This is a genomic window from Reyranella sp. (assembly GCF_050185545.1).
In the GTDB taxonomy this organism is placed as follows: Bacteria; Pseudomonadota; Alphaproteobacteria; order Reyranellales; family Reyranellaceae; genus Reyranella.
The window spans coordinates 1-19865 of the sequence record NZ_JBFWZI010000140.1; the positions used below are offsets into that span (position 1 = coordinate 1).

Here is a 19865-nt window from a genome sequence, read left to right on the forward strand (position 1 = left end):
AATTCTAACGGGAGACTGATTCTAGAAGCACCCGTTGGCCCGTTTCAAGTCTTCCTCCCCGGCGAAGCCGGGGAGGTGTCGCGTCATACGCGGCGGAGGGGTCATGAATCATGCGGACCGCGGGCGCCTCGCCCGCTCATGATCCGAGCGGGCGAGACGCCCGCGGTCCGGAAGAGCCATGACCCCTCCACCCTCGTAAGACGAGGGCACCTCCCCAGCGAAGCTGGGGAGGGGGAGGAACTCAATTCCCGCCCTGGCCTTCTGTGAGCAGCGGTCCCGGCCGATTGTTGCGCCGGGAGCCCCACATGGCGGCGATGTCGGGATGGGAACGCGTGACGTCGGCGCCCGAGGGCAGCGCCGCTTGATGGTCGGTGATCCACACCGCGACATCCGCGGCGACCTTGTCGCCCTCCTTGTCGCGCAGCAGCAGGTGATAGCCGTTCTTGTAGAAGGCGAGCTTCGAATCGGGTCGCGGCGGCATCACCTCGATGGCGGCGCGCACGGGGTCCTGCGGCACGATGCGATCACCCAGCCCGTGCAACATGAGGTAGGGCACCTTGATGCGTTCGGCCGAGGCGCGGGCGTCGTCCATCAGGCCGACCAACCCGTAGCCCATGTCCAGCCGCACCTGGCGCAGCATCTTCGGATCCTTGCGCAGCTTTTCCAGGGTCCTGGGATTGTCGGTCGGCATGTAGTCGATGGAGGTCGGCCCGGAGGGCATCCAGGGAATCGTATGGGCGAAGAACCAGAGCCCGGCGCTGGCGATCGGACCAAACGTATCGCGCGAGCGCAGGGCCGGTGCCGACAGGATCAGCCCGTCGATCTCGACGCCGCGGTCGGCCGCGACCAGCGACACGGCCCCGCCCATGCTCTCGCCGGCGAGGTAGATCGGCAGCCCCGGGTGCTTCGCCTTGACCAGCAGCACCATGGCCCGGGCATCGTCGACCAGCGCCTCGGTACCGGGCCAGCGCGCCCGGGTCGGGCTATCCCCAAATCCGCGCTGGTCGTAAGCATAGGTGGTGATGCCTTGCTGGGCCCAGATCGTCGCCGGCTCGTCCCATGCCATGCGATAGTCGCCGAAGCCGTGCAGGCCCAGGATCACCGTCCTGGGGGAACCATTTGCCGCAGGCCAGGTGGCGACCGGCAGGGAAGTGCCGTCGGCTGCGATGTAGCGCTTATCCGACAGGGCGGGGGCGCGCACCGTGGTGCCGGCAGGCGTGACGGTCGGGGCGCAGGCGGGAAGCATGACCGCAGCGGCGGTGACCGCTATCATCCGCCGGCGCGAAAGGAAGGAAGTCGTGACGGAACCTTTTGAACTCATCTCTGTCGATACCGACCGGGTCGCCTGCGACGGCGGGGGCGGTCCACTCGGTCATCCTAAAGTCTATCTCAACCTGGGCGAAGAAGGGCGGGTCGAATGCCCCTACTGCAGCCGGACGTACGTCTTGCGCGAAGGCGCCCGCTCCGGCCGTGGCGCCGGGGCGCACGCCCACTGAGGAGGCGGCTGTGAAGCAGCTGGGAGAGGGCTGGAACTGGCGCGACCTCGCAATCGGTGACCGCTTCAAGACCTACGGCCGCACGCTGTTCGAGGCCGACCTGCTCAATTTCGTGACTCTCTGTGGCTTTTCCGAGGAGCTGTTCACCAACAAGGAATACATCGCCCATCACGCCCCCATGCGCGGCGGCCATCCCGTGCCGGGCGCGCTGGTCTTCTCGATGGCCGAGGGGCTGGTGATTCCGGCGACCCTGCAAGGGGCCGGCCTCGCCTTTCTGTCTATGGGTTTCGACATCAAGGGGCCGACCTATGTTGGCGACACGATCCATGTCGAGATCGAGGTCAGCGAGATCCGGCCGACCTCCAAGGACCCGTCGCGGGCGCTGGTACGCACGACCAACGTCGTGAAGAACCAGAAGGACCAGACGGTGCTGGTCTACACTCCCCTGCGCATGATGCAGGGGCGCTGAGCGGGCTCACGATGGCGGCTGCCACCGATGCGGACCGCGGGCGTCTCGCCCGCTCTTGAGCTTGAGCGGGCGAGACGCCCGCGGTGCGCAAGAGGAGTAGCGCGCGAAACGCATTCACGCAGGAGGACGCGCCGACATGGCAAAGGTCGCGGTCGAGAAACAGGGTCCCATAACGGTCGTCGCAATTGATCGCTTCGCCGAAGCGCGCAACGCGGTCGATCCCGAAACCGCCCTGCTGCTGCGCGAGGCCTTTCTCGCCTTCGACGCCGACGTCGCCCAGTCGGTCGCGATCCTGACCGGTCGCGGCGGCACGTTCTGCGCTGGCTACGATCTCAAGGTCGCCGCGGGTCGCGAGGGCGCCGGCCTGCACGATCCGGAAGGTCCCGGCCCGATGGGGCCGACGCGGCATCTCCTGTCCAAGCCTGTGATCGCGGCGGTCGAGGGCTATGCCGTGGCGGGCGGACTGGAGCTGGCCCTGTGGTGCGATATGCGCCTCGCCTCGGAGACGGCGAAGTTCGGCGTGTTCTGCCGGCGCTGGGGCGTGCCGCTGATCGACGGCGGCACGGTGCGCCTGCCACGCCTCATCGGCCACAGCCGCGCGCTCGACATGATCCTGACGGGCCGCGAGGTCGGCGCGCGCGAGGCCCTGGAGTGGGGACTCGCGAACCGAGTCGTCCCCGGGGGCCGTGCGCTTGACGAGGCGATTGCCCTCGCCGAGCAGCTCGCCCGGTTCCCGCAGACCTGCCTGCGCTCGGACCGCCAGTCGTCCTACGAGCAATGGGGTCTCGATGTTGCCCGGGCCCTGGTCAACGAAGGACGCCGCGGCATCCCGGCTTTGCAGGCCGAGGCACGCTCCGGCGCTGCGCGTTTCGCCGCCGGCAAGGGCCGCGGCGGACGCTTCGGAGACTTCTGATGACCCACCTGCCGACCGACAACGAGGTCGCACGCTATCGCGCCGACGGCGCGGTGTGCCTGCGCGGCGCCTTTTCACTCGACTGGATCGACAGGCTGCGCGCGGCAGTTGATGTCGACATGGCCGATCCCGGACCGATGGTGCGGCTCAACACGCCGGCCGGTTCGCCCGGGCTCTTCTTCGTCGATTTCCAGCTCTGGCAGCGCCACCCCGCGGCCCGCGACTTCGTCTTCCACTCGCCGGCGCGCGAGATCGCCGCTCGGCTGATGGGCTCGCGCGAGGTCGTGTACTACCACGACCATCTGCTGGTGAAGGAGCCGGGCACGCGCGAGCGCACGCCCTGGCACCACGACCAGCCATACTATCCGATCGATGGCGAGCAGATCGTCTCGCTGTGGCTGCCGCTCGATCCGGTCGACCGCGCGACCTGCGTCGAGTACGTCAAGGGCTCGCACCACTGGGGCCGCTGGTTCCAGCCCAAGTTCTTTCGCCAGGGCGGCGTCGATCTCACGGTCCAGGATGCGCGCTTCGAGCCGTTGCCCGATTTCGACGCAGAACGCGACCGCCACGAGTTCCTCGCCTGGGACATGGAGCCTGGCGACGTAATCGCCTTCCATGCGCTCACCCTGCACGGCGCCTCGGGAAACCTCTCGACGTCGCGCCGGCGCCGGGCCTGGGCGACGCGTTGGTGCGGCGACGATGCGCGCTATGCGGCGCGGGTCGGCCAGATCTCGCCGCCAATCGAAGGCCACGGCCTGGCGCCGGGCGATCGGCTGGCCTGCGCGATGTTCCCGAAGGTGCTCGGCTGAGGAAGTGAGTCAGCCACAGACAAACGCCGCGCAGCCTGACGGCCGCAACTAATCATTCACTGGGGATCGGGTGGCGGATCGACCCCGGGCTGCGCGTCGAGCCATTTGCGCGCGGCCTCGCGATTGCGGAAGATCTTGATGGGACGATCGACTTCCGCGAGTTCGGTGTAGAGGCGCGCCATCCAGCGAGACCGATCGCCCGGCGCGACGATCGCCAAGGCGCCGAAGCGACCGAAGGCAGGATAGGCGCGGATGCGCGCCGCGAGCATCATCATGTACTCGTCGGGAGGGTGAACTACCATCTCGGTCACGTCAAAGATCTTGCGATAGGACAGCGCGTTCGACGTGACGACACCGTCGAGATACCGCTCGATCTCCTGCAGCGCGACCGTGCCTTCGGCAACGGCGATAACTAGGCGCTCGGGATGCGAAATCGTCCAATTGACCGGCATGAACAAGTATGCGGCCACACCGTCGCCAACGACAAGACGGCGGGCTGTGTCGATGAACCATTACTGCACTGGCAATGATAACAAAATCGTTATCCGTCGGCGCACATGCGCGGTGCGAGCAAGTCTTGGTGCAATCCGGCGCTACGCAACCAGAACGGCCTTGCCGACGACAGTTCGCTGCTCGATCAGCCGGAAGGCGTCGACCCAATCGGCAAGATCGTAGGTGGCGGCGACGGTGGCCTTGAGCTTGTCCTCGGTGAACCAGCGCATCAGTTCCTGCTGTGCCTCCGCGACCATCGCGCGTCGTCGCGCGAGGCCTTCCGCCTCCTTCGGCGTCGGCGGTGCCTTGCCGCCCCAGCCGTTGTAGTAGCCATAGTAGAAGCCGATCACCGTCACGTTCTTGACCAGCAGGATGTTGGCCGGGATCTGCGGGATGGTGCCGCTGGCGAATCCCATGGGAATGAGCCGGCCCTCGGGGGCGACACAGCGCAGGGAAACATCGAAGGCCGAGCCGCCCACCGGATCGTAGATCACGTCGGCGCCGCGGCCCGCGGTCAGTTCGAGCACTCGCGCCCTGAGATCGTCGCGGCGGTAGTCGATCAGGTGGTCCGCGCCGCCCGCCTGTGCCGCCGCGAGCTTGTCTCTGCCGGCGGCCGAGGCGATGACGATCGCGCCCATGGCCTTGCCGACCTCGATGGCGGTCAGTCCCGATCCGCCGCCCGCGCCATGCACCAGCAGCACCTCGCCGGGCTGCATGTCGGCCTTCCATTTCAGCGCGCCATAGGCGGTGGGATAGAGGGTGGGAAAATTCGTGGCCTGGGCGTACGGCATGATCTCCGGGATGGGGATCGCGTTCTCGGCGATCGCCACGGCATACTCGGCGAAGCCGCCTTGGCTGACGCCGGTGCAGATGCGCTGGCCGACATGGACATTGGTGACGCCGGGGCCGAGCCTGGTCACGTGCCCGGCAAGCTCGTTGCCCGGCACGTAGGGGAGGGCGGGCTTGTTCTGATGCTTGCCCTGGACGCCCAGCATGGCGGCGAAGCTCACGCCCGCCGCACCGACACGCACCTGGATCTCGCCCGGCCCGGGCTCGGGCACAGGGATGTCCTCGAGCTTCAGGGTGTCGATGCTACCGTAGGCGTGACAGACGAGGGCGCGCATGGAACTTCCGTGAGGACAGACGCAGGTCGGGCCGTTGCGGGTTCCATCGGCGATCGCCACTGATGCCTGGCTCCCGGTCGCAACCAGTCGAGCAGCGGCACCAGCGGCGAGAGCAGGAACAGCGCCCACACCGGCCCTCCGTTGCGATACCAGACGAATTGCCAGATGAAGGCAAGCACCGCGACCAGCGCGGCGTAGAGCCAGCGCATGCGCCGGTCGTTCGGCGTGGTCATCGGATCGGTGATCATGAAGAAGGTGAAAAGCAGCAGGCCGCCCGAGCTCAGCTGGTTCAGCAGCACCGCCCAGCGCTGGTCGAGCCACAGCAGACGACCGACCAGCAGCAGGCCGTAGCAGGCGAGAAACGCCCAGGCGATGTCGAAGCGCTTGGCCGACACCGTGACCGTCACGCCGAGCGCGACGAACCACAGGGCGGCGATCACGTCGGAGCCCCATTGGCCGGGCGACAGCCAGGCGCCGGGCAGGAACAGGATGGCGATCATGACGCCGAGATTGGCGGGATTGAAGACGTGCTTGTTGCCGATGCGCACCGTGAACTTCGCACTGATGGCGAGTACCGCGACCAGTGGATGGACCCACAGCGAATCGGCGCGCACCAGCACTGACAGGCCGATGCCGGTGACGATGGCGCTCAGGTAGCCGGTATTCCTGAGCCCGAGGATGCGCATCCAAGCCCATTGCGCGGCGAGAGCGCTGGCGAAGCACAGCGCGGATTGCTCCCAGCGCAAGGCGAAGTCGCGCAGCAGCACGCCGAACATCAGCAGTCCGCCCACGGCGCCGATCTGCAGCCAGCGGGCGTCGAGTCCGCGCAGCACGGCGGCCATGTTACGGCGTCGCTGGCAGCGGAATCGGCGTCGAGCGCCTGGGCAGGCGGGCGCGGATCTCGGCGAGGTTCCAGCCGGTCAGTCTCGCCAGCGCGCGGGCCTCCTGGTCCTCGCGCTCGCCCAGCTGGGCGAAGTAGCCCAGGGCGGCACCGCACTTGTACGGGTTGCCGGTCCACGGATGGCGCAGCACGTAGCGCGCCTGGAAGGTCGCCCGATCGGCCGTCTCCTGCAGCATCAGGTCCTCGGGAAAGCTGTCGGGCGTGTAGCGCAAGTGCAGGCGGGTGACGGCGACCGAAGCGCCGCGCCGGCGGGTGCTGGTGCCGTCGGCGACCCAGGTGGCGCCGGCTGCGACGATCTCCTCGTCACGCGGTGGTGGCGCCGCGCAGGGATCGCACCACGCCGAGTCCCAGGCGTACTCGGTGAAGACCGTGCGAAAGCGGTCTTCCTCGGCGAGACGGGCAAACATCGTCTTGTAGAAGTCCCTGAACACCGCCGGGTCGCGTACGTAGATCGGCAGATCGACGCCCGTCGGCATCTTGACAGTGCGGTAGTTCGAGGCCTCGACCCGACCCTTGCGGGTCAGCGTGTAGACGATCAGGTCCTGCGGTCCCTTGGCGTTCAGCATGCCGAGCCGCATCGGCAGCATGAACTTATCGCTGGTGAAGCCGAACTGTAGCGGGCTCAAGTAGCGCGAGCCGCCCTTGGCGTGTTCCTTGAGATTGACCCTGGCGACGAAGAACTTCATGTCCTGCCGCACATAGGGGCGCAGCGCCGCACTGGCGCCCCTGGGGATGTTGTATCCGTGCTGGGTCAGCCAGGCTTCCAGCGCATCGGACTCCTGCGCTGACAAGATGACGATGTCGTACTCGCCCACAGTGAAGAAGACCTCGACGCGCACGCGCTGGTCCTGCGAGCCGCGCGGCACGCTGGTCGGCGCGGGAATCGCCGACATCATCGCCACCCGTTCCCTGGGGCTGCAGGGATCCTCGTCGTGATACTCGACCAGGCGTGGCGCCGTGTAGGAATCGAGGCGCTCGAAGACCTTCTGGTCGAGCACCTTGACGTCCTCCTTCCTGAGGACCACCGGCACCGGCACGACCAGAGCGAACTCGGTCAGCTCGCCGCGATAGTCGTTGTGCATGGAGATGGTCGTGCGCTGCCCGTCGCGCGCGAGGATGACCTGGCTCGATTCGTTGAACAGCGAGGAGTCGGCCTTGCCGACGTAGAAGCCGCAAAAGGCCTGGGCTTGAAGCGGAACGATTGCGAGTGCCATCACAGCCAGAATCCGCTTCAGCATGCCACTCTCTCCTCGGTAGCGGCTGCAACTCTCAAGCGCGAAGATGGCGGTCAGTTGGCGAGATGCCAGCTATTTGGCGAATTTACCGCCACGTCCTTCGCCGGCGGCGAAGCGCGCGGCACCCTTCTGCGATTCGAGGCGTCGTGCGGCGATCGACAGCTCCATCTCGCGCTGCACGGCCGCGGCCTGATCGCGATCGAAGCTCTCGTAGGCCGATTGCCGATCGGAGAGCATGGCGACCGGCGGGAAGCCGGCGATCTGCCGCGCCAGCGCTTCGGCCTCCTGTCGCGTCGTGCCACGCGCGACCTTGCGCGTGGCGAGGCCGATTGCGATTGCCTCGTCGGCGCCGACGGCGCGGCCGGTCAGCAGCATGTCGAGCGCGCGCCCCTGGCCGACGATGCGCGGCAGGCGCACCGTGGTGCCGTCGCTCATCGGCACGCCCCAGCGCCGCGAGAACACGCCGAACACCGCCGTCTCGTCGACGAGGCGGATGTCGCAGAACAGTGCCACGCCCAGGCCGCCGGCGCAGGCATGGCCCTCGACGGCGGCGATGACCGGCTTGGCGAGGGGCGCGCGCAGCGGGCCCTCGGCGCTGCCCGCCCAGGGAAAATAGTCGGTGCCGGCACCCAGCTCCTTCAGGTCGGCGCCGGCGCAGAAGGCGCCGCCCGTGCCGGTCAGCACCGCAACCTTGGCGTCGGCGTCTGCTTCGAAGGTGCGGAACGCCGCCGCCAGTGCATGCGCCGCCTCGTTGTCGAGCGCGTTACGCGCCTGCGGCCGATTGATGACGATCGTCGTGACCGGTCCCGTGGTCTCGACGAGGATCTTGGGCGGGGTCATTTGTTCCTCTGAATAGCTTTGCCTCCCCCGACTTACGGAGGAGGTGCCACAGTCATACGGAGTGGAGGGGGCGGCCTCAGTCGAGATCTATGAAATGCCGACGTCGGGTTGTCATGAATCTCGACTAAGGCTCTCCCCCTCCGGCCCTCCGGGCCACCTCCCGAGATAACGGGGGAGGAACTTGAACTACCTCACCGTCGCCAACTCGTCCTCGAGCTGGGCGTTGGAGCTGAGCGGGGTGCGGAAATACCACCAGTTCTTCTCCGGCGTCCATCTTTCCTTGCGCGCCGTGCCCTTGCCCCAGACGCACTTCTTGAAGTCGCGCGTGGCGGCGCGAAAGGCGGCGTCGGCCTGGTCGAGCTTGAGCGCATGCTCGCCCATCTCCTCGCGGCTGAACATCGGCAGGGCCTCGAGGATCAGCTCGCGCACGTCGACGTCGTTCAGCCAGTTGTCGAGGTCGAAGCTGTAGCCTTTGTCGAGATCGCCGGTGAACTCGGCCCACTGGTCGATCAGCTCGCAGAGATCGGCGACCTTGGGCGGGCCAGGCGGTGGAGGTGGCTTCATTCTCCGCGCTCCGCTTGGCGGCGCCAGTAGCGCTCGCCGTCGTTGGGTTTGAAGAAGGTCCGGATGACGCCGTCGGGGTTGAAGGCGATGAACGCCCCGGTCTGCCGATCGAAGCGCGTGATCACGCCGTCGCGCCGGACGGCCTCGAGCACGGGGTCGACCGGTTTGGCGTCGCGCAGCAGCTGCGCCTGCCTCAGGTAGTCCTGCTTGGTGATGCGGCCGAACTCGGCGCCGTGCTTGGCATAGTGCTGGTCGAGGCGACGCTGGTCGGCGAACCCAACCGCCGATCCCCAGGCGCGCGTGCCGGATGAATCGCGCGCCTCGGCGCTCAGCGGGCCGTGCGCTTCCGCGGACAGCGGATCGCGCGCTATGTCACGCGCCCCACGATCGGTGACGTGCGTCCAGTATATGAAGATCGCCAGCGCCGCCAGCGCCGCCGTCAGCAGACGACGCCAGGGCAACCCACCCGAGCGGACGTACATGACCCTATTGTGCGCCGCCCTTGAACCATCGCGCAATCAGGCGCCGCTCGGCCTCGGTCATGTGGGTGAGGTTGCCGGGCGGCATCACCTTGGTCACCCAGACCTGCTGGTAAATCATGCTGGCGCGGGCGCGGATCTCCTCCGGTGTTTCCAGCACCACTCCCTTGGGCGGCGCGGCAAAGCCCTCCTGCGTCGGCTTGACGGCATGGCAGGACTGGCAGCGAGCCTGGAAGATCGGCTGCACCTCGGCGAAGGAGGCCGGTGGGCCGAGGCTCTCGGCGGGACGCGGCAGGGAAAGGATCGCGGTGATCACCAACACGACCAGCCCTGCTGCCATCACGAGAGGATCCTGGTTGCCCCTGTGGCGCTGCACGAACCAGACGCGGACGAGGGCGCCGGCCACCGAGATCAGGATCAGCAGCACCCAGTTCCATTCGTGGCCGTAGAGGCCGGCGTAGTGGTTGCTGATCATGGTGAACAGCACGGGCAGGGTGAAATAGGTGTTGTGTACCGAGCGCTGCCGGCCTATGGCGCCGAACTTCGGATCGGGCGTGCGGCCTTCCTCCTTGGCGCGCACCAGCTCGCGCTGGCCGGGGATGATCACGAAGTAGACGTTCAGCACCATGATGGTGCCGAGCATGGCGCCGAAATGGATGTAGGCGCCGCGTCCCGAGAACAGGTGGCAGAGCGCCCAGGTCGCGATCACGCAATAGACGAACAGCAGGCCGCCCAGTAGCAGGTCGTCCTGGCCGAATGCCGAGCGGCAGAGGCCGTCGTATACCAGCCATCCCAGCACCAGGAAGCCGAGGCCGATGGCGATCGCTTCCCATTTGTCGAGCGGCATCACCGCCGGATCGATCAGCGCCACCTCGGCGCCGTAGTAGTAGACGAGGCACAGCAGGAAGAAGCCGGTGATCAGGGTCGTATAGGCTTCCCATTTGAACCAGTGCAGCTCGGGCGGCAGCGTCGCGGGCGCCAGGGCGAACTTCTTGGCGGTGTAGAAGCCGCCGCCGTGGACGGCCCACACCTCGCCCCCGATGCCCTTGGCCTCGTCGGCCGGATCGAGCGGCTTGTGCAGATGGTTGTCGAGCCAGATGAAATAGAAGGATGCGCCGATCCAGGCGATGCCCACGATCATGTGGGCCCAGCGCAACACCAGATTCAGCCATTCGACGACGAAAGCCGCGTCCATTCCTCATCCCCGCAGCAACCGCCGTGCCAGGGTGCGGCTTTCTGACATCACGTCGCTTGAAGCTGGCCCGGCGTTGCCCGAGGCAGTAAATCGCCCGTCCCACCTGGAAAGCAAGAGGAACGAAATGGCGTTGGACCTTCCCGCGGGCGTCGTCATTCATGGCGCAATCGAGCCCGGTTACGACAAGGTCCTGACGCCGGAGGTGCTGGCATTCCTGGCCGACCTGCAGCGCCGGTTCAATCCCCAGCGCGAGGCACTGCTGGCGGCGCGCGCCGAGCGCCAGCTGCGACTCGACGCCGGTGAGAAGCCCGATTTCCTGGCCGAGACGGCCGGCATTCGCGAGGACGACTGGACGGTGGCGCCGCTGCCCGCCGACCTGCTCGACCGCCGGGTCGAGATCACCGGCCCGGTCGACCGCAAGATGATCATCAATGCGCTGAACTGCGGGGCCGACGTCTTCATGGCCGACTTCGAGGACGCCAGCACGCCGACCTGGGCCAACATGATCGAGGGTCAGGCGAATCTCGTCGATGCGGTGCGCCGGTCAATCGAGCTCGCCGACCCTGAGACGGGCCGCGACTACAAGCTCAACGACAGGACTGCGGTCCTCTTCGTGCGGCCGCGCGGCTGGCACCTGGTCGAAAGACATATGACGGTCGACGGTCAGGCGATGTCGGGCTCGCTCTTCGATTTCGGCCTCTACTTCTTCCACAACGCGCGGGAGGCGCTGGCCCGCGGCACTGGCCCGTACTTCTACCTGCCCAAGATCGAGAGCCATCTCGAGGCCCGGTTGTGGAACGACGTCTTCGTCTACGCCCAGGACGTGCTCGGCGTGCCGCAGGGCTCGATCAAGGCTACGGTGCTGATCGAGACCATCCTCGCCGCCTTCGAGATGGACGAGATCCTGTGGGAGCTGCGCCAGCATTCCGCCGGCCTGAATTGCGGCCGCTGGGACTATATCTTCAGCTTCATCAAGAAGTTCCGCGAGCAGGCCTGGTCGGTGCTGCCCGATCGCGGCCAGGTGACGATGACGGCACATTTCCTGCGTTGCTACAGCCAGCTGCTGATCAAGACCTGCCATCGCCGCGAGGTCCATGCGATGGGCGGCATGGCGGCGCAAATCCCCATCCGCAACGACGGAGCGGCGAACGAGGCCGCCATGGAGAGGGTGCGCGCCGACAAGAAGCGCGAAGCGGGCGATGGCCATGACGGCACCTGGGTCGCACATCCCGGCCTGGTGGCAATCGCGCGCGCCGAGTTCGACGCCATCATGAAGGGCTCCAACCAGATCGCCCGCAAGCGCCAGGACGTGCATGTCGGTGCCGCCGACCTGATCGCCGTGCCCGAGGGCAGCAAGACCGAGGCCGGTCTGCGCCACAACGTGGCGGTTGGCATCGGCTACCTCGAGGCCTGGCTGCGCGGCATCGGCTGCGTGCCGCTGTTCAACCTGATGGAGGATGCCGCGACGGCCGAGATCAGTCGCGCCCAGGTGTGGCAGTGGCTGCGCCACGGCCAGACGCTCGAGGATGGCCGCGCCATCACGGCTGACCTGGTGCGCACCATCGTGCGCGAGGAGAACGAGCGGGTGCAGGCGCGGATCGGCGATGAAGCTTATGCCCTGGCACGCTACGAGGACGCCGCCCGGCTCTTGCTCGAACTGGTCGAAAGCCCGACCTTCGAGGAGTTTCTGACCCTGCCGGCCTACGGGCGCATCGTGGCGGAAGAGAGAGTGAGAGACGGCCAAGCGGGGCAGTCGCACACGACAAAAGGCTCCGTCATGCCGACCGGAGCCGAGCGCAACGAGGCGTAGTGGGGGGACCTTGTTGCAGCTTCGGCAAAGATAAGGACCCTCGACTGCGCCGCTCCTTCGGGCGGCTCAGCTCGGGATGCCGGAATTTTTTGCCTACGTGAATCTGCCGGGGGCAAGCGCATCAAGTGCCTAAACACGCGCTGGTCTGGCGGCGCGACATCCGAAGGCTGCGAGGCGGCCCACCGGACCGCCTCGCCGCCCGACCGCGGCCGACTACGAACGCACCGACCGGCGACTCTCTCCTACTGCGATTGGCGCCGCTTCTCGCCGCGCGGCCTGAGTGTGGGAGCTGGCGCGGGAGACTGGGCGGTCGCCTCCGCAGGCGGAATGGGGATCTGCGCGCGGTCAAGGGCGCGCTTCAGCGTTGCGATGCCCGAGGAGACGTTGCCCTTCTGACAGTGTTCCAGCGCCATCCTGGCGTCCAGGGGCCTGGCATAGCCGTCCGAGTTGTGGCGCGACAGCAGGCTGTAGAGCTGCTGGCATCGGGCCATCGTGTCCTCGCCGAGCGCCTGCGCGGGAGTCTCGGATGAAGGCGGATTTGCCGCCGGCGATCGCGCGCCGGTGGAATCCGCTGCGGCCGATCCCGCGTGGCCGACAAGGATCGCGCTCGAGAGTATTGCCGCGACGCTAAGGAAGTTCGACCGCAAGCGCGCCGGCTTCGGCGCTGATGGGAGGTACGTCGTCATTTTGCCTGCACCCTGGTTTGGACACTGGCTGTTGAATTGGGTGCGAGCCGCCGCTGGACGAGCGAAGAGATCTAAGCATCACATGCGAAAATCACGTGATGTTACGCCGAGTAGACCAGTCGTCCTGGCGGTGAGTCGGTATCAGAAGAGGCCGACGATCTTGCCGTCAGGCCCGAGGTCGATGCTGTTGGCGGCAGGGACCTTGGGAAGGCCGGGCATGGTCATGATGTCGCCGCACACGGCGACGACGAACTCGGCGCCGGCGGACAGGCGCACCTCGCGTACCGTGACGACGTGGTCGTCGGGGGCGCCCTTGGCGTCGGGATTGGTCGAGAAGCTGTATTGCGTCTTGGCGATGCACACCGGCACCTTGCCGAAGCCCATCGACTCGAACTGCGCGAGCTGGTCCTGCACCGGCTTCGCGATCGCGATGTCGCGCGCCCGGTAGATTTCCTTGGCGATGGTGCGAATCTTCTCGACGAGCGGCATGTCGTCGGCATAGAGCAGCTTCATCTTGCTCTGGCCGCTCTCGGCCGCTTTGACCACGGCGCGCGCCACATCGGCGGCGCCCTTGCCGCCTTCGGCCCAGTGGTCGGCCATCACCGCCTCGACGCCGAGCCTGGCGCAGGCCGACTTGACCAGCGCGATCTCGGCCTCGGTGTCGGCGCTGAAGCGGTTGATCGAGATCACCGGCACCAGGCCGAACTTGCGCACGTTCTCAACATGACGCTGCAGGTTGGACATGCCGGCTTCCAGCGCCTTCAGATTCTCAGTCTTGAGATCCTCCCTCTTCATGCCGCCATGCATCTTGAGCGCGCGGATGGTCGCGACCAGCACGACGGCGTCGGGGGCGAGGCCGGTCTTGCGGCACTTGATGTCAATGAACTTCTCGCCGCCCAGGTCGGCGCCGAAGCCTGCCTCGGTCACCACGTAGTCGGCGAGCTTCAGCGCCGTCGTCGTCGCCAGCACCGAATTGCAGCCGTGCGCGATGTTGGCGAACGGGCCGCCATGGATGAAGGCTGGCGTGCCCTCGAGGGTCTGCGCCAGGTTGGGCGCCAGCGCGTCCTTCAGCAGCACCGCCATCGGTCCGTGCGCCTTGAGGTCGGCGGCGCGCACCGGTTTGCGCTCGCGGGTGTAGGCGACGATGATGTTGCCGAGCCGCGCCTTCAGGTCCTCGAGATCCTTGGCCAGGCAGAAGATCGCCATGACCTCGGAGGCGACGGTGATGTCGAAGCCGTCCTCACGCGGAAAACCGTTGGCGACGCCGCCAAGCGACGACACGATCTGGCGCAGGCTGCGGTCGTTCATGTCGAGGGCGCGGCGCCAGGCGACGCGGCGGCCGTCGATGCCCAGCGCATTGCCCCAGTAGATGTGGTTGTCGATCAGCGCCGCCAGGAGATTGTGCGCCGCGCCGATGGCATGGAAGTCGCCGGTGAAATGCAGGTTGATGTCTTCCATCGGCACGACCTGGGCGTAGCCGCCGCCCGCTGCGCCGCCCTTCATGCCGAAGCTCGGTCCGAGCGACGGCTCGCGCAGGCAGAGCATCGCCTTCTTGCCGATGTGATTGAGCGCATCGGTCAGGCCGACCGTCGTCGTCGTCTTGCCCTCGCCGGCCGGCGTCGGCGAGATCGCCGACACCAGGATCAGCTTGCCGTTCGGCCGGCCCTGCAGCGACTTGACGTAGTCCATCGACACCTTGGCCTTGTAGTGGCCGTACGGCTCTAGGTTCTCGGGCGCGATGCCGAGCTTCTCGCGCGCCAGTTCCAGGATAGGCCGCTTGGTCGCCTCCTGGGCGATCTGGATGTCTGACTTCGGGTTTGCATGCTGTGACTCGGGCATCGACGTTTCCTTCCGAATTGCTTTCAGCTTGCACCCCCAGCTTCGCTGGGGTGGGGACGCGGTCAACCGGCGGCGGTGGGGTCATGGAACTTGCGGACCGCGGGCGTCTCGCCCGCACTTGATCAGTCGGGGGCGTGACGCCCGCGGTCGGATCATGACCTCTCCGTCGCCGTATGACGGCGACACTTCCCCTTCGCGGTTACGCGAAGGGGAGGAGAAGACTCACCCCAGCCGCGTTCCCACCGCGAGCTTGCTGGCCGTGGCGAACTCGCCGGCGGCGACCTTGGGGCCGTCGGCCGGCTTCACCCGCAGGACCTTGATGCGGCCGTCGGCGCAGACCACGGTGAAGCCGTCGGCCGAGACCTCGACGATCTCGCCGAGCTTGCCGCCGATGCCCTTGGGATCACGCGCCGGCAGGGGCTCGATGTCGAAGATCTGCAGGGTCTTGCCGTCGAGCGTCGTCCAGGCGCCCGGCGCGGGGTTGCAGCCGCGAATCAGCGGGTCGATCTGGCGCCACGACTTGCCCCAGTCGATGCGGGCGTTGTCAGCCGTGCAGCGACCCTCGTAGGTGGCGCGCGAATGGTCCTGCTTGATGCGCGGCGCGGTGCCCGCCTTCACCAGGTCGACCGATTCCAGCATGGCGTCGACACCCATCGGGAACAGGCGATCGAAATAGACCGTGCCCAGGGTATCCTTCGGCCCGATGGGCGTTTTCTTCTGCACGAGCACGTCGCCGGTATCGAGGCCATTGTCGGGCCAGAAGATCGACAGCCCGGTCTCCTTCTCGCCGAGGATGATGGGCCAGTTGATCGCGCTGGCGCCGCGATAGGCCGGCAGCAGCGAGGGATGGTACTGGATCGAGCCGTGCGTCGGGATGTTCAGGAACTCCTCGGGCACGAACAGGGTGACGAAGGCCATGACCTGCAGGTCGGGCTTCAGCGCCCTGAACTCCTCCCACACCTCGGGCTTGCGGTAGGAAGCCGGCTGGAATACCGGCAGCTTGGCCGCCAGCGCCGCCTCCTTCAAGGGATCAGGACGCTGACCGGGTTTCTCCGGCGCCACGTAGACGCCGACGATGTTCTCGCCGCGCTTCAGCAGCGCCTCCAGAACGGCCTTGCCGAAGGCCTGCTGGCCGTGGACCACGATACGCATGGTGCTACTCCGCTGCCATCTTGGCTTTCGGTGCCTCGCCGGTCGCGCCCGACGCCTTGATCTCGGCGATCTCGGCGGCGGTGAACTTCAGCACCTTGGACAGGATCTCGTCGGTATGCTCGCCAAGCAGCGGCGAGCGCTTTACTTCCGTGATGCTGTCGGAGAGCTTGATCGGGTTGCCGACCGACAGGTACTTGCCGCGCTTGGGATGGTCGACCTCGACGATTGTGCCCGATTCGCGCAGCGACTGCTCCTCGGCGATCTCCTTCATCGACAGGATCGGGCCCACGGGGATGTCGACCGCATTGCAGGCGTTCATCACCTCGAACTTGGTCATCGTCATGGTCCACTGCTCGATCGTGTCGAACACGTGCCTGAGGCGCGGCAGGCGGGCCGGCGGGGTGGCGTAGTCCGGATCGGTCTTCCATTCCGGCTTGCCGATCAGGTCGCAGATCTTGCCCCACACCGGCGCCTGGGTGATGAAGTAGATGTAAGCGTCGGGATCGGTCTCCCAGCCCTTGCATTTCAGGATCCAGCCGGGCTGGCCGCCGCCCGAATCGTTGCCGGCGCGCGGCACTGCCGCGCCGAACGGTACGTTCTCGCCGTACTGGCTATACTCGGTGAGCGGCCCATGGGCGAGGCGCTGCTGATCGCGCAGCTTGACGCGGCAGAGATTGAGCACGCCGTCCTGCATCGCCGTCAGCACGCGCTGGCCGCGGCCGGTGCGGTTGCGCTGGAACAGGGCGCAGACGATGCCGAGGGCCAGATGGAGGCCGGTGCCCGAATCGCCGATCTGCGCGCCGGTGACCAGTGGCGGGCCGTCGCGGAAGCCGGTGGTCGAGGCCGAACCGCCGGCGCACTGCGCCACGTTCTCGTAGACCTTGCAGTCCTCGTAGGGCCCGGGGCCGAAGCCCTTGACCGAGGCTACGACCATGCGCGGGTTCCAGGTGTGGATGCGTTCCCAGGTGAGGCCCATGCGGTCGAGCGCGCCGGGCGCGAAGTTCTCGACCAGCACGTCGCAGGTCTTCACCAGCCGCTCGAGCACCCGCATGCCTTCCTTGCTCTTGGAATCGAGCGTGATCGAGCGCTTGTTGTGGTTGAGCATGGTGAAGTAGAGGCTGTCGGCGTTGGGCACATCCATGAGCTGGCCGCGCGTGATGTCGCCGCTGCCGGGCCGCTCGACCTTGATCACGTCGGCGCCGAACCAGGCCAGCAGCTGGGTGCAGGTCGGGCCGGACTGAACGTGCGTGAAGTCGAGGATGCGCACGCCGTCCAGCGCCTTGCCATCCTGGCCCCACGGCTTCAGCGAGCGCTTCGGCATCTTGACGACGCTGGCGGCGGCCTTCGCCTTGGCCGGCGTCTTCGCCTTTGCGGTCGGATTGCGCGAGGCGAGCTTCACCACCTTGCGCGGCACCGCCTTGGCTTTCGCCCGAGATGCAGTCTTCTTCTTCGTGGCCATTGTCGGTCCTCCAGATCAGCGGATAGGGGTCTATTTCTTGCGCAGTGCGCTCTGCGGATTGAGATTGCCGATGCGGCCGCTCTCGCTGCCTGCCGCCGGATCGATCACCGCATTGACGAGCGTGGGCTTGCCTGAATCCATCGCGGCGTTGACCGCGCGCTTCAGCTCGTCGGGCGTCGTCGCGTTGACGCCGTGGCCGCCAAAGGCCTCCATCATCTTGTCGTAGCGCGATCCCTTGACGAACACGGTGGTCGCCGGGTCGGTGCCCAGCGGGTTGACGTCGGTGCCGCGATAGATGCCGTCGTTGTTGAAGATGACGACGCAGATCGGCAGGTTGTAGCGGCAGATCGTCTCGACCTCCATGCCGGAGAAGCCGAAGGCGCTGTCGCCTTCGATCGCCAGCACGGGCTTGCCGGTTTCGACCGCCGCGGCGATCGCCGAGCCCATGCCGATGCCCATGACGCCCCAGGTGCCGACGTCGAGCCGCTTGCGCGGTTGGTAGATGTCGATGACGCCGCGCGTGAGGTCGAGCGTGTTGGCGCCCTCGTTGACCAGGATGGCGTCCGGCCGCTCGGCGATGATGGCGCGCAGCGCGCCCAGCGCGCCATGATAGTCCATCGGCGACTTGTTGTTCATCAGGCGTGGCGCCATCTTGGCGACGTTCTCGTCGCGCTTGGCCTTGACAGCGCCGGTCCACTCGGCCGGCGGATGGGGCCAGTTGCCGCCCATGCCGTCGATCAGCGCCGCGACGCAGGATCCGATGTCGCCGACTACGGGGGCGGCGATCTCGACGTTGCTGTCCATCTCCCTGGGCTCGATGTCTATCTGAATGAACTTCTTCGGCGCATCGCCCCAAGTGCGGCCCTTGCCGTGCGACAAGAGCCAGTTGAGTCGGGCACCGATCATCATGACGACGTCGGAATCCTTCAGGACGGTCGAGCGCGCGGCGCCGGCGCATTGCGGATGCGTGTCGGGCAGCAGGCCCTTGGCCATGCTCATCGGCAGGAATGGAACGCCGCTCTTCTCGACGAAGCTGCGGATGGCGTCGTCCGCTTGCGCATAGGCCGCACCCTTGCCGAGGATGATCAGCGGCCGCGTGGCGGCCTTCAGCACGTCGAGCGCGCGCGTGACGGCGGCGGGAGCGGGGATCTGGGCGGGCGCCGGATCGATCACCTGGACCAGCGACTTCCTGCCGGCCTCCGCGCTCATCACCTGGCCGAACAGCTTGGCCGGCAGGTCGAGATAGACGCCGCCCGGGCGGCCCGACACGGCGGCGCGGATGGCGCGGGCGAAGCCGATGCCGATATCGGCGGCGTGCAGCACACGGTAGGCCGCCTTGCACAGCGGCTTGGCGATGGCGAGCTGGTCCATCTCCTCGTAGTCGCCCTGCTGCAGGTCGACGATCTCGCGTTCCGACGAGCCCGAGATCAGAATCATCGGGAAACAGTTGGTGGTGGCATGGGCGAGCGCCGTCAAGCCGTTCAGGAAGCCGGGCGCCGAAACGGTGAGGCAGACGCCGGGCTTCTTGGTGAGGAAACCTGCGATCGCCGCGGCGTAGCCGGCGTTCTGCTCGTGGCGGAACGACAGCACGCGGATGCCGGCAGCCTGCGCCATGCGGCCGAGATCGGTGATCGGGATTCCCGGCACGCCGTAGATCGTGTGGATGCCGTTCAGCTTCAGTGCGTCGATGACGAGATGAAAGCCGTCGGTCAGGTCCTGCACCTCTTCCGCCGCTGCGGGCGTTTTCACTGCTGCATCAGCCATGGCTTGCTCCCGGAATGGATCGATCTGCGTTCAGTCGAGATAGTCTGCATGCTTGTCGACGTGTTCGGCGAGGCCGAGCGCGTGCTGGCGCACCAGATCCTCGGCGCGCTCGGTATCGCGCGCCTCGAGCGCGCGGATGATGTTCATGTGATCGCGGATCGAGCGGTCGACGCGGTCGTCCTCGCCGATCGTGCGGCCGCGGATCATGCGCATGTGCGTGAACAGGTTCTCGGCCAGCCGGATCAGAACCTGGTTGCCGCTGAGCTCGATGATGGTCTGGTGGAACGTGATGTTGACCTCGGAATACTCGTCGAGCTTGGCGTGCAGCTTGTTGCCCTCGAAGGTCGCGAACAGACGACGCAGGCCGGCAATATCGGCATCGCTCGCGTGCTCGGTGATCAGCCGCGCCGCCATGCTCTCCAGCGCCGCCCAGGCCTGGATCAGCTCGATCACCTCGCGCTTGGTCTTGCGCACGACATAGACGCCGCGCCGCGGCACCGAGCGCACGAAGCCCTCGCGCTCGAGCTGCGCCATCGCCTCCCGCACCGGCGTGCGCGAGATGCCGAAATCCTGCGCCAGCTGGCGCTCGTCGAGCCTGATCTCGGTGCGGGTGCGGTAGATGTCCGACGATTCGATGA

The 19865-nt window shown here is 66.9% G+C and carries 20 protein-coding genes; 5 read left to right on the forward strand and 15 right to left on the reverse strand.

What is annotated here, in order from left to right; all coding sequences use genetic code 11:
• Positions 1-241 precede the first annotated feature (241 nt).
• Positions 242-1246, reverse strand: coding sequence for an alpha/beta hydrolase (locus tag AB7O82_RS27640; RefSeq protein WP_428620664.1), 1005 nt, complete (start codon positions 1244-1246; stop codon positions 242-244).
• Between AB7O82_RS27640 and AB7O82_RS27645 the strand changes: the two genes are divergently transcribed.
• The 4 genes from AB7O82_RS27645 to AB7O82_RS27660 all read left to right on the forward strand — a co-directional run bounded on the left by AB7O82_RS27645 (position 1245) and on the right by AB7O82_RS27660 (position 3687).
• Positions 1245-1496, forward strand: coding sequence for a zinc-finger domain-containing protein (locus AB7O82_RS27645; RefSeq protein WP_428620666.1), 252 nt, complete (start codon positions 1245-1247; stop codon positions 1494-1496). The two genes, AB7O82_RS27640 and AB7O82_RS27645, sit on opposite strands and share 2 nt — an antisense overlap.
• A gap of 10 nt (positions 1497-1506) precedes the next feature.
• Entirely contained in the window at positions 1507-1965 is a 459-nt protein-coding gene (locus AB7O82_RS27650) for a MaoC family dehydratase (RefSeq protein ID WP_428620668.1), read from the forward strand.
• A 136-nt stretch (positions 1966-2101) separates the two neighbouring features.
• Positions 2102-2878, forward strand: a complete 777-nt coding sequence (locus AB7O82_RS27655; protein ID WP_428554701.1) for a crotonase/enoyl-CoA hydratase family protein — start codon at positions 2102-2104, stop codon at positions 2876-2878.
• Positions 2878-3687 carry a phytanoyl-CoA dioxygenase family protein gene (locus tag AB7O82_RS27660; protein ID WP_428554704.1) on the forward strand — a complete coding sequence of 270 codons (810 nt, stop codon included), beginning with the start codon at positions 2878-2880 and terminating at the stop codon, positions 3685-3687. Before AB7O82_RS27655 ends, AB7O82_RS27660 begins: the two co-directional genes overlap by 1 nt.
• Before the next feature lie 56 nt (positions 3688-3743).
• Here the strand turns inward: AB7O82_RS27660 and AB7O82_RS27665 are convergent, their stop codons facing one another.
• The 8 genes from AB7O82_RS27665 to AB7O82_RS27700 all read right to left on the reverse strand — a co-directional run bounded on the left by AB7O82_RS27665 (position 3744) and on the right by AB7O82_RS27700 (position 10517).
• Positions 3744-4157 (reverse strand): STAS/SEC14 domain-containing protein, encoded by a 414-nt coding sequence (locus tag AB7O82_RS27665; protein WP_428554706.1) that lies wholly within the window; start codon positions 4155-4157, stop codon positions 3744-3746.
• 123 nt (positions 4158-4280) lie between these two features.
• Complete coding sequence (locus tag AB7O82_RS27670) at positions 4281-5303, reverse strand: NADPH:quinone oxidoreductase family protein (protein WP_428554709.1); 1023 nt, start codon at positions 5301-5303, stop codon at positions 4281-4283.
• Positions 5258-6145: an RnfABCDGE type electron transport complex subunit D gene (locus AB7O82_RS27675; RefSeq protein WP_428554712.1), complete on the reverse strand. Its 888-nt coding sequence runs from the start codon at positions 6143-6145 to the stop codon at positions 5258-5260. Before AB7O82_RS27675 ends, AB7O82_RS27670 begins: the two co-directional genes overlap by 46 nt.
• Position 6146: 1 nt before the next feature.
• Positions 6147-7442 (reverse strand): DUF2330 domain-containing protein, encoded by a 1296-nt coding sequence (locus AB7O82_RS27680; RefSeq protein ID WP_428554714.1) that lies wholly within the window; start codon positions 7440-7442, stop codon positions 6147-6149.
• Between the two features lie 69 nt (positions 7443-7511).
• Positions 7512-8279, reverse strand: a complete 768-nt coding sequence (locus AB7O82_RS27685) for a crotonase/enoyl-CoA hydratase family protein (RefSeq protein ID WP_428620669.1) — start codon at positions 8277-8279, stop codon at positions 7512-7514.
• 186 nt (positions 8280-8465) lie between these two features.
• Positions 8466-8843, reverse strand: coding sequence for a hypothetical protein (locus AB7O82_RS27690; RefSeq protein ID WP_428554196.1), 378 nt, complete (start codon positions 8841-8843; stop codon positions 8466-8468).
• Positions 8840-9325, reverse strand: coding sequence for a hypothetical protein (locus AB7O82_RS27695; RefSeq protein ID WP_428554199.1), 486 nt, complete (start codon positions 9323-9325; stop codon positions 8840-8842). Before AB7O82_RS27695 ends, AB7O82_RS27690 begins: the two co-directional genes overlap by 4 nt.
• Positions 9326-9329: 4 nt before the next feature.
• On the reverse strand, positions 9330-10517 hold the full coding sequence (locus tag AB7O82_RS27700) for a urate hydroxylase PuuD (RefSeq protein WP_428554202.1): 1188 nt from the start codon (positions 10515-10517) through the stop codon (positions 9330-9332).
• Positions 10518-10641: 124 nt separating this feature from the next.
• Between AB7O82_RS27700 and aceB the strand changes: the two genes are divergently transcribed.
• Entirely contained in the window at positions 10642-12327 is a 1686-nt protein-coding gene (gene aceB / locus AB7O82_RS27705; RefSeq protein WP_428554205.1) for a malate synthase A, read from the forward strand.
• A gap of 242 nt (positions 12328-12569) precedes the next feature.
• On the opposite strand, the gene AB7O82_RS27710 is transcribed toward aceB, so the two are convergent.
• The 6 genes from AB7O82_RS27710 to AB7O82_RS27735 all read right to left on the reverse strand — a co-directional run.
• Positions 12570-12818, reverse strand: coding sequence for a hypothetical protein (locus AB7O82_RS27710; protein WP_428554208.1), 249 nt, complete (start codon positions 12816-12818; stop codon positions 12570-12572).
• Positions 12819-13154: 336 nt separating this feature from the next.
• Positions 13155-14852, reverse strand: a complete 1698-nt coding sequence (locus AB7O82_RS27715; RefSeq protein WP_428554210.1) for a formate--tetrahydrofolate ligase — start codon at positions 14850-14852, stop codon at positions 13155-13157.
• Between the two features lie 222 nt (positions 14853-15074).
• Positions 15075-16004, reverse strand: a complete 930-nt coding sequence (locus AB7O82_RS27720) for a methionyl-tRNA formyltransferase (protein ID WP_428538734.1) — start codon at positions 16002-16004, stop codon at positions 15075-15077.
• Between the two features lie 4 nt (positions 16005-16008).
• Entirely contained in the window at positions 16009-17325 is a 1317-nt protein-coding gene (frc, locus tag AB7O82_RS27725; protein WP_428538740.1) for a formyl-CoA transferase, read from the reverse strand.
• Positions 17326-17493: 168 nt separating this feature from the next.
• The gene (gene oxc, locus AB7O82_RS27730; protein ID WP_428538732.1) at positions 17494-19227 is read right to left on the reverse strand and encodes an oxalyl-CoA decarboxylase; all 1734 of its coding nucleotides are present in this window, start codon (positions 19225-19227) and stop codon (positions 17494-17496) included.
• A gap of 30 nt (positions 19228-19257) precedes the next feature.
• A partial coding sequence (locus tag AB7O82_RS27735) for a GntR family transcriptional regulator (protein WP_428620670.1) occupies positions 19258-19865 on the reverse strand: 608 nt, incomplete at its 5' end.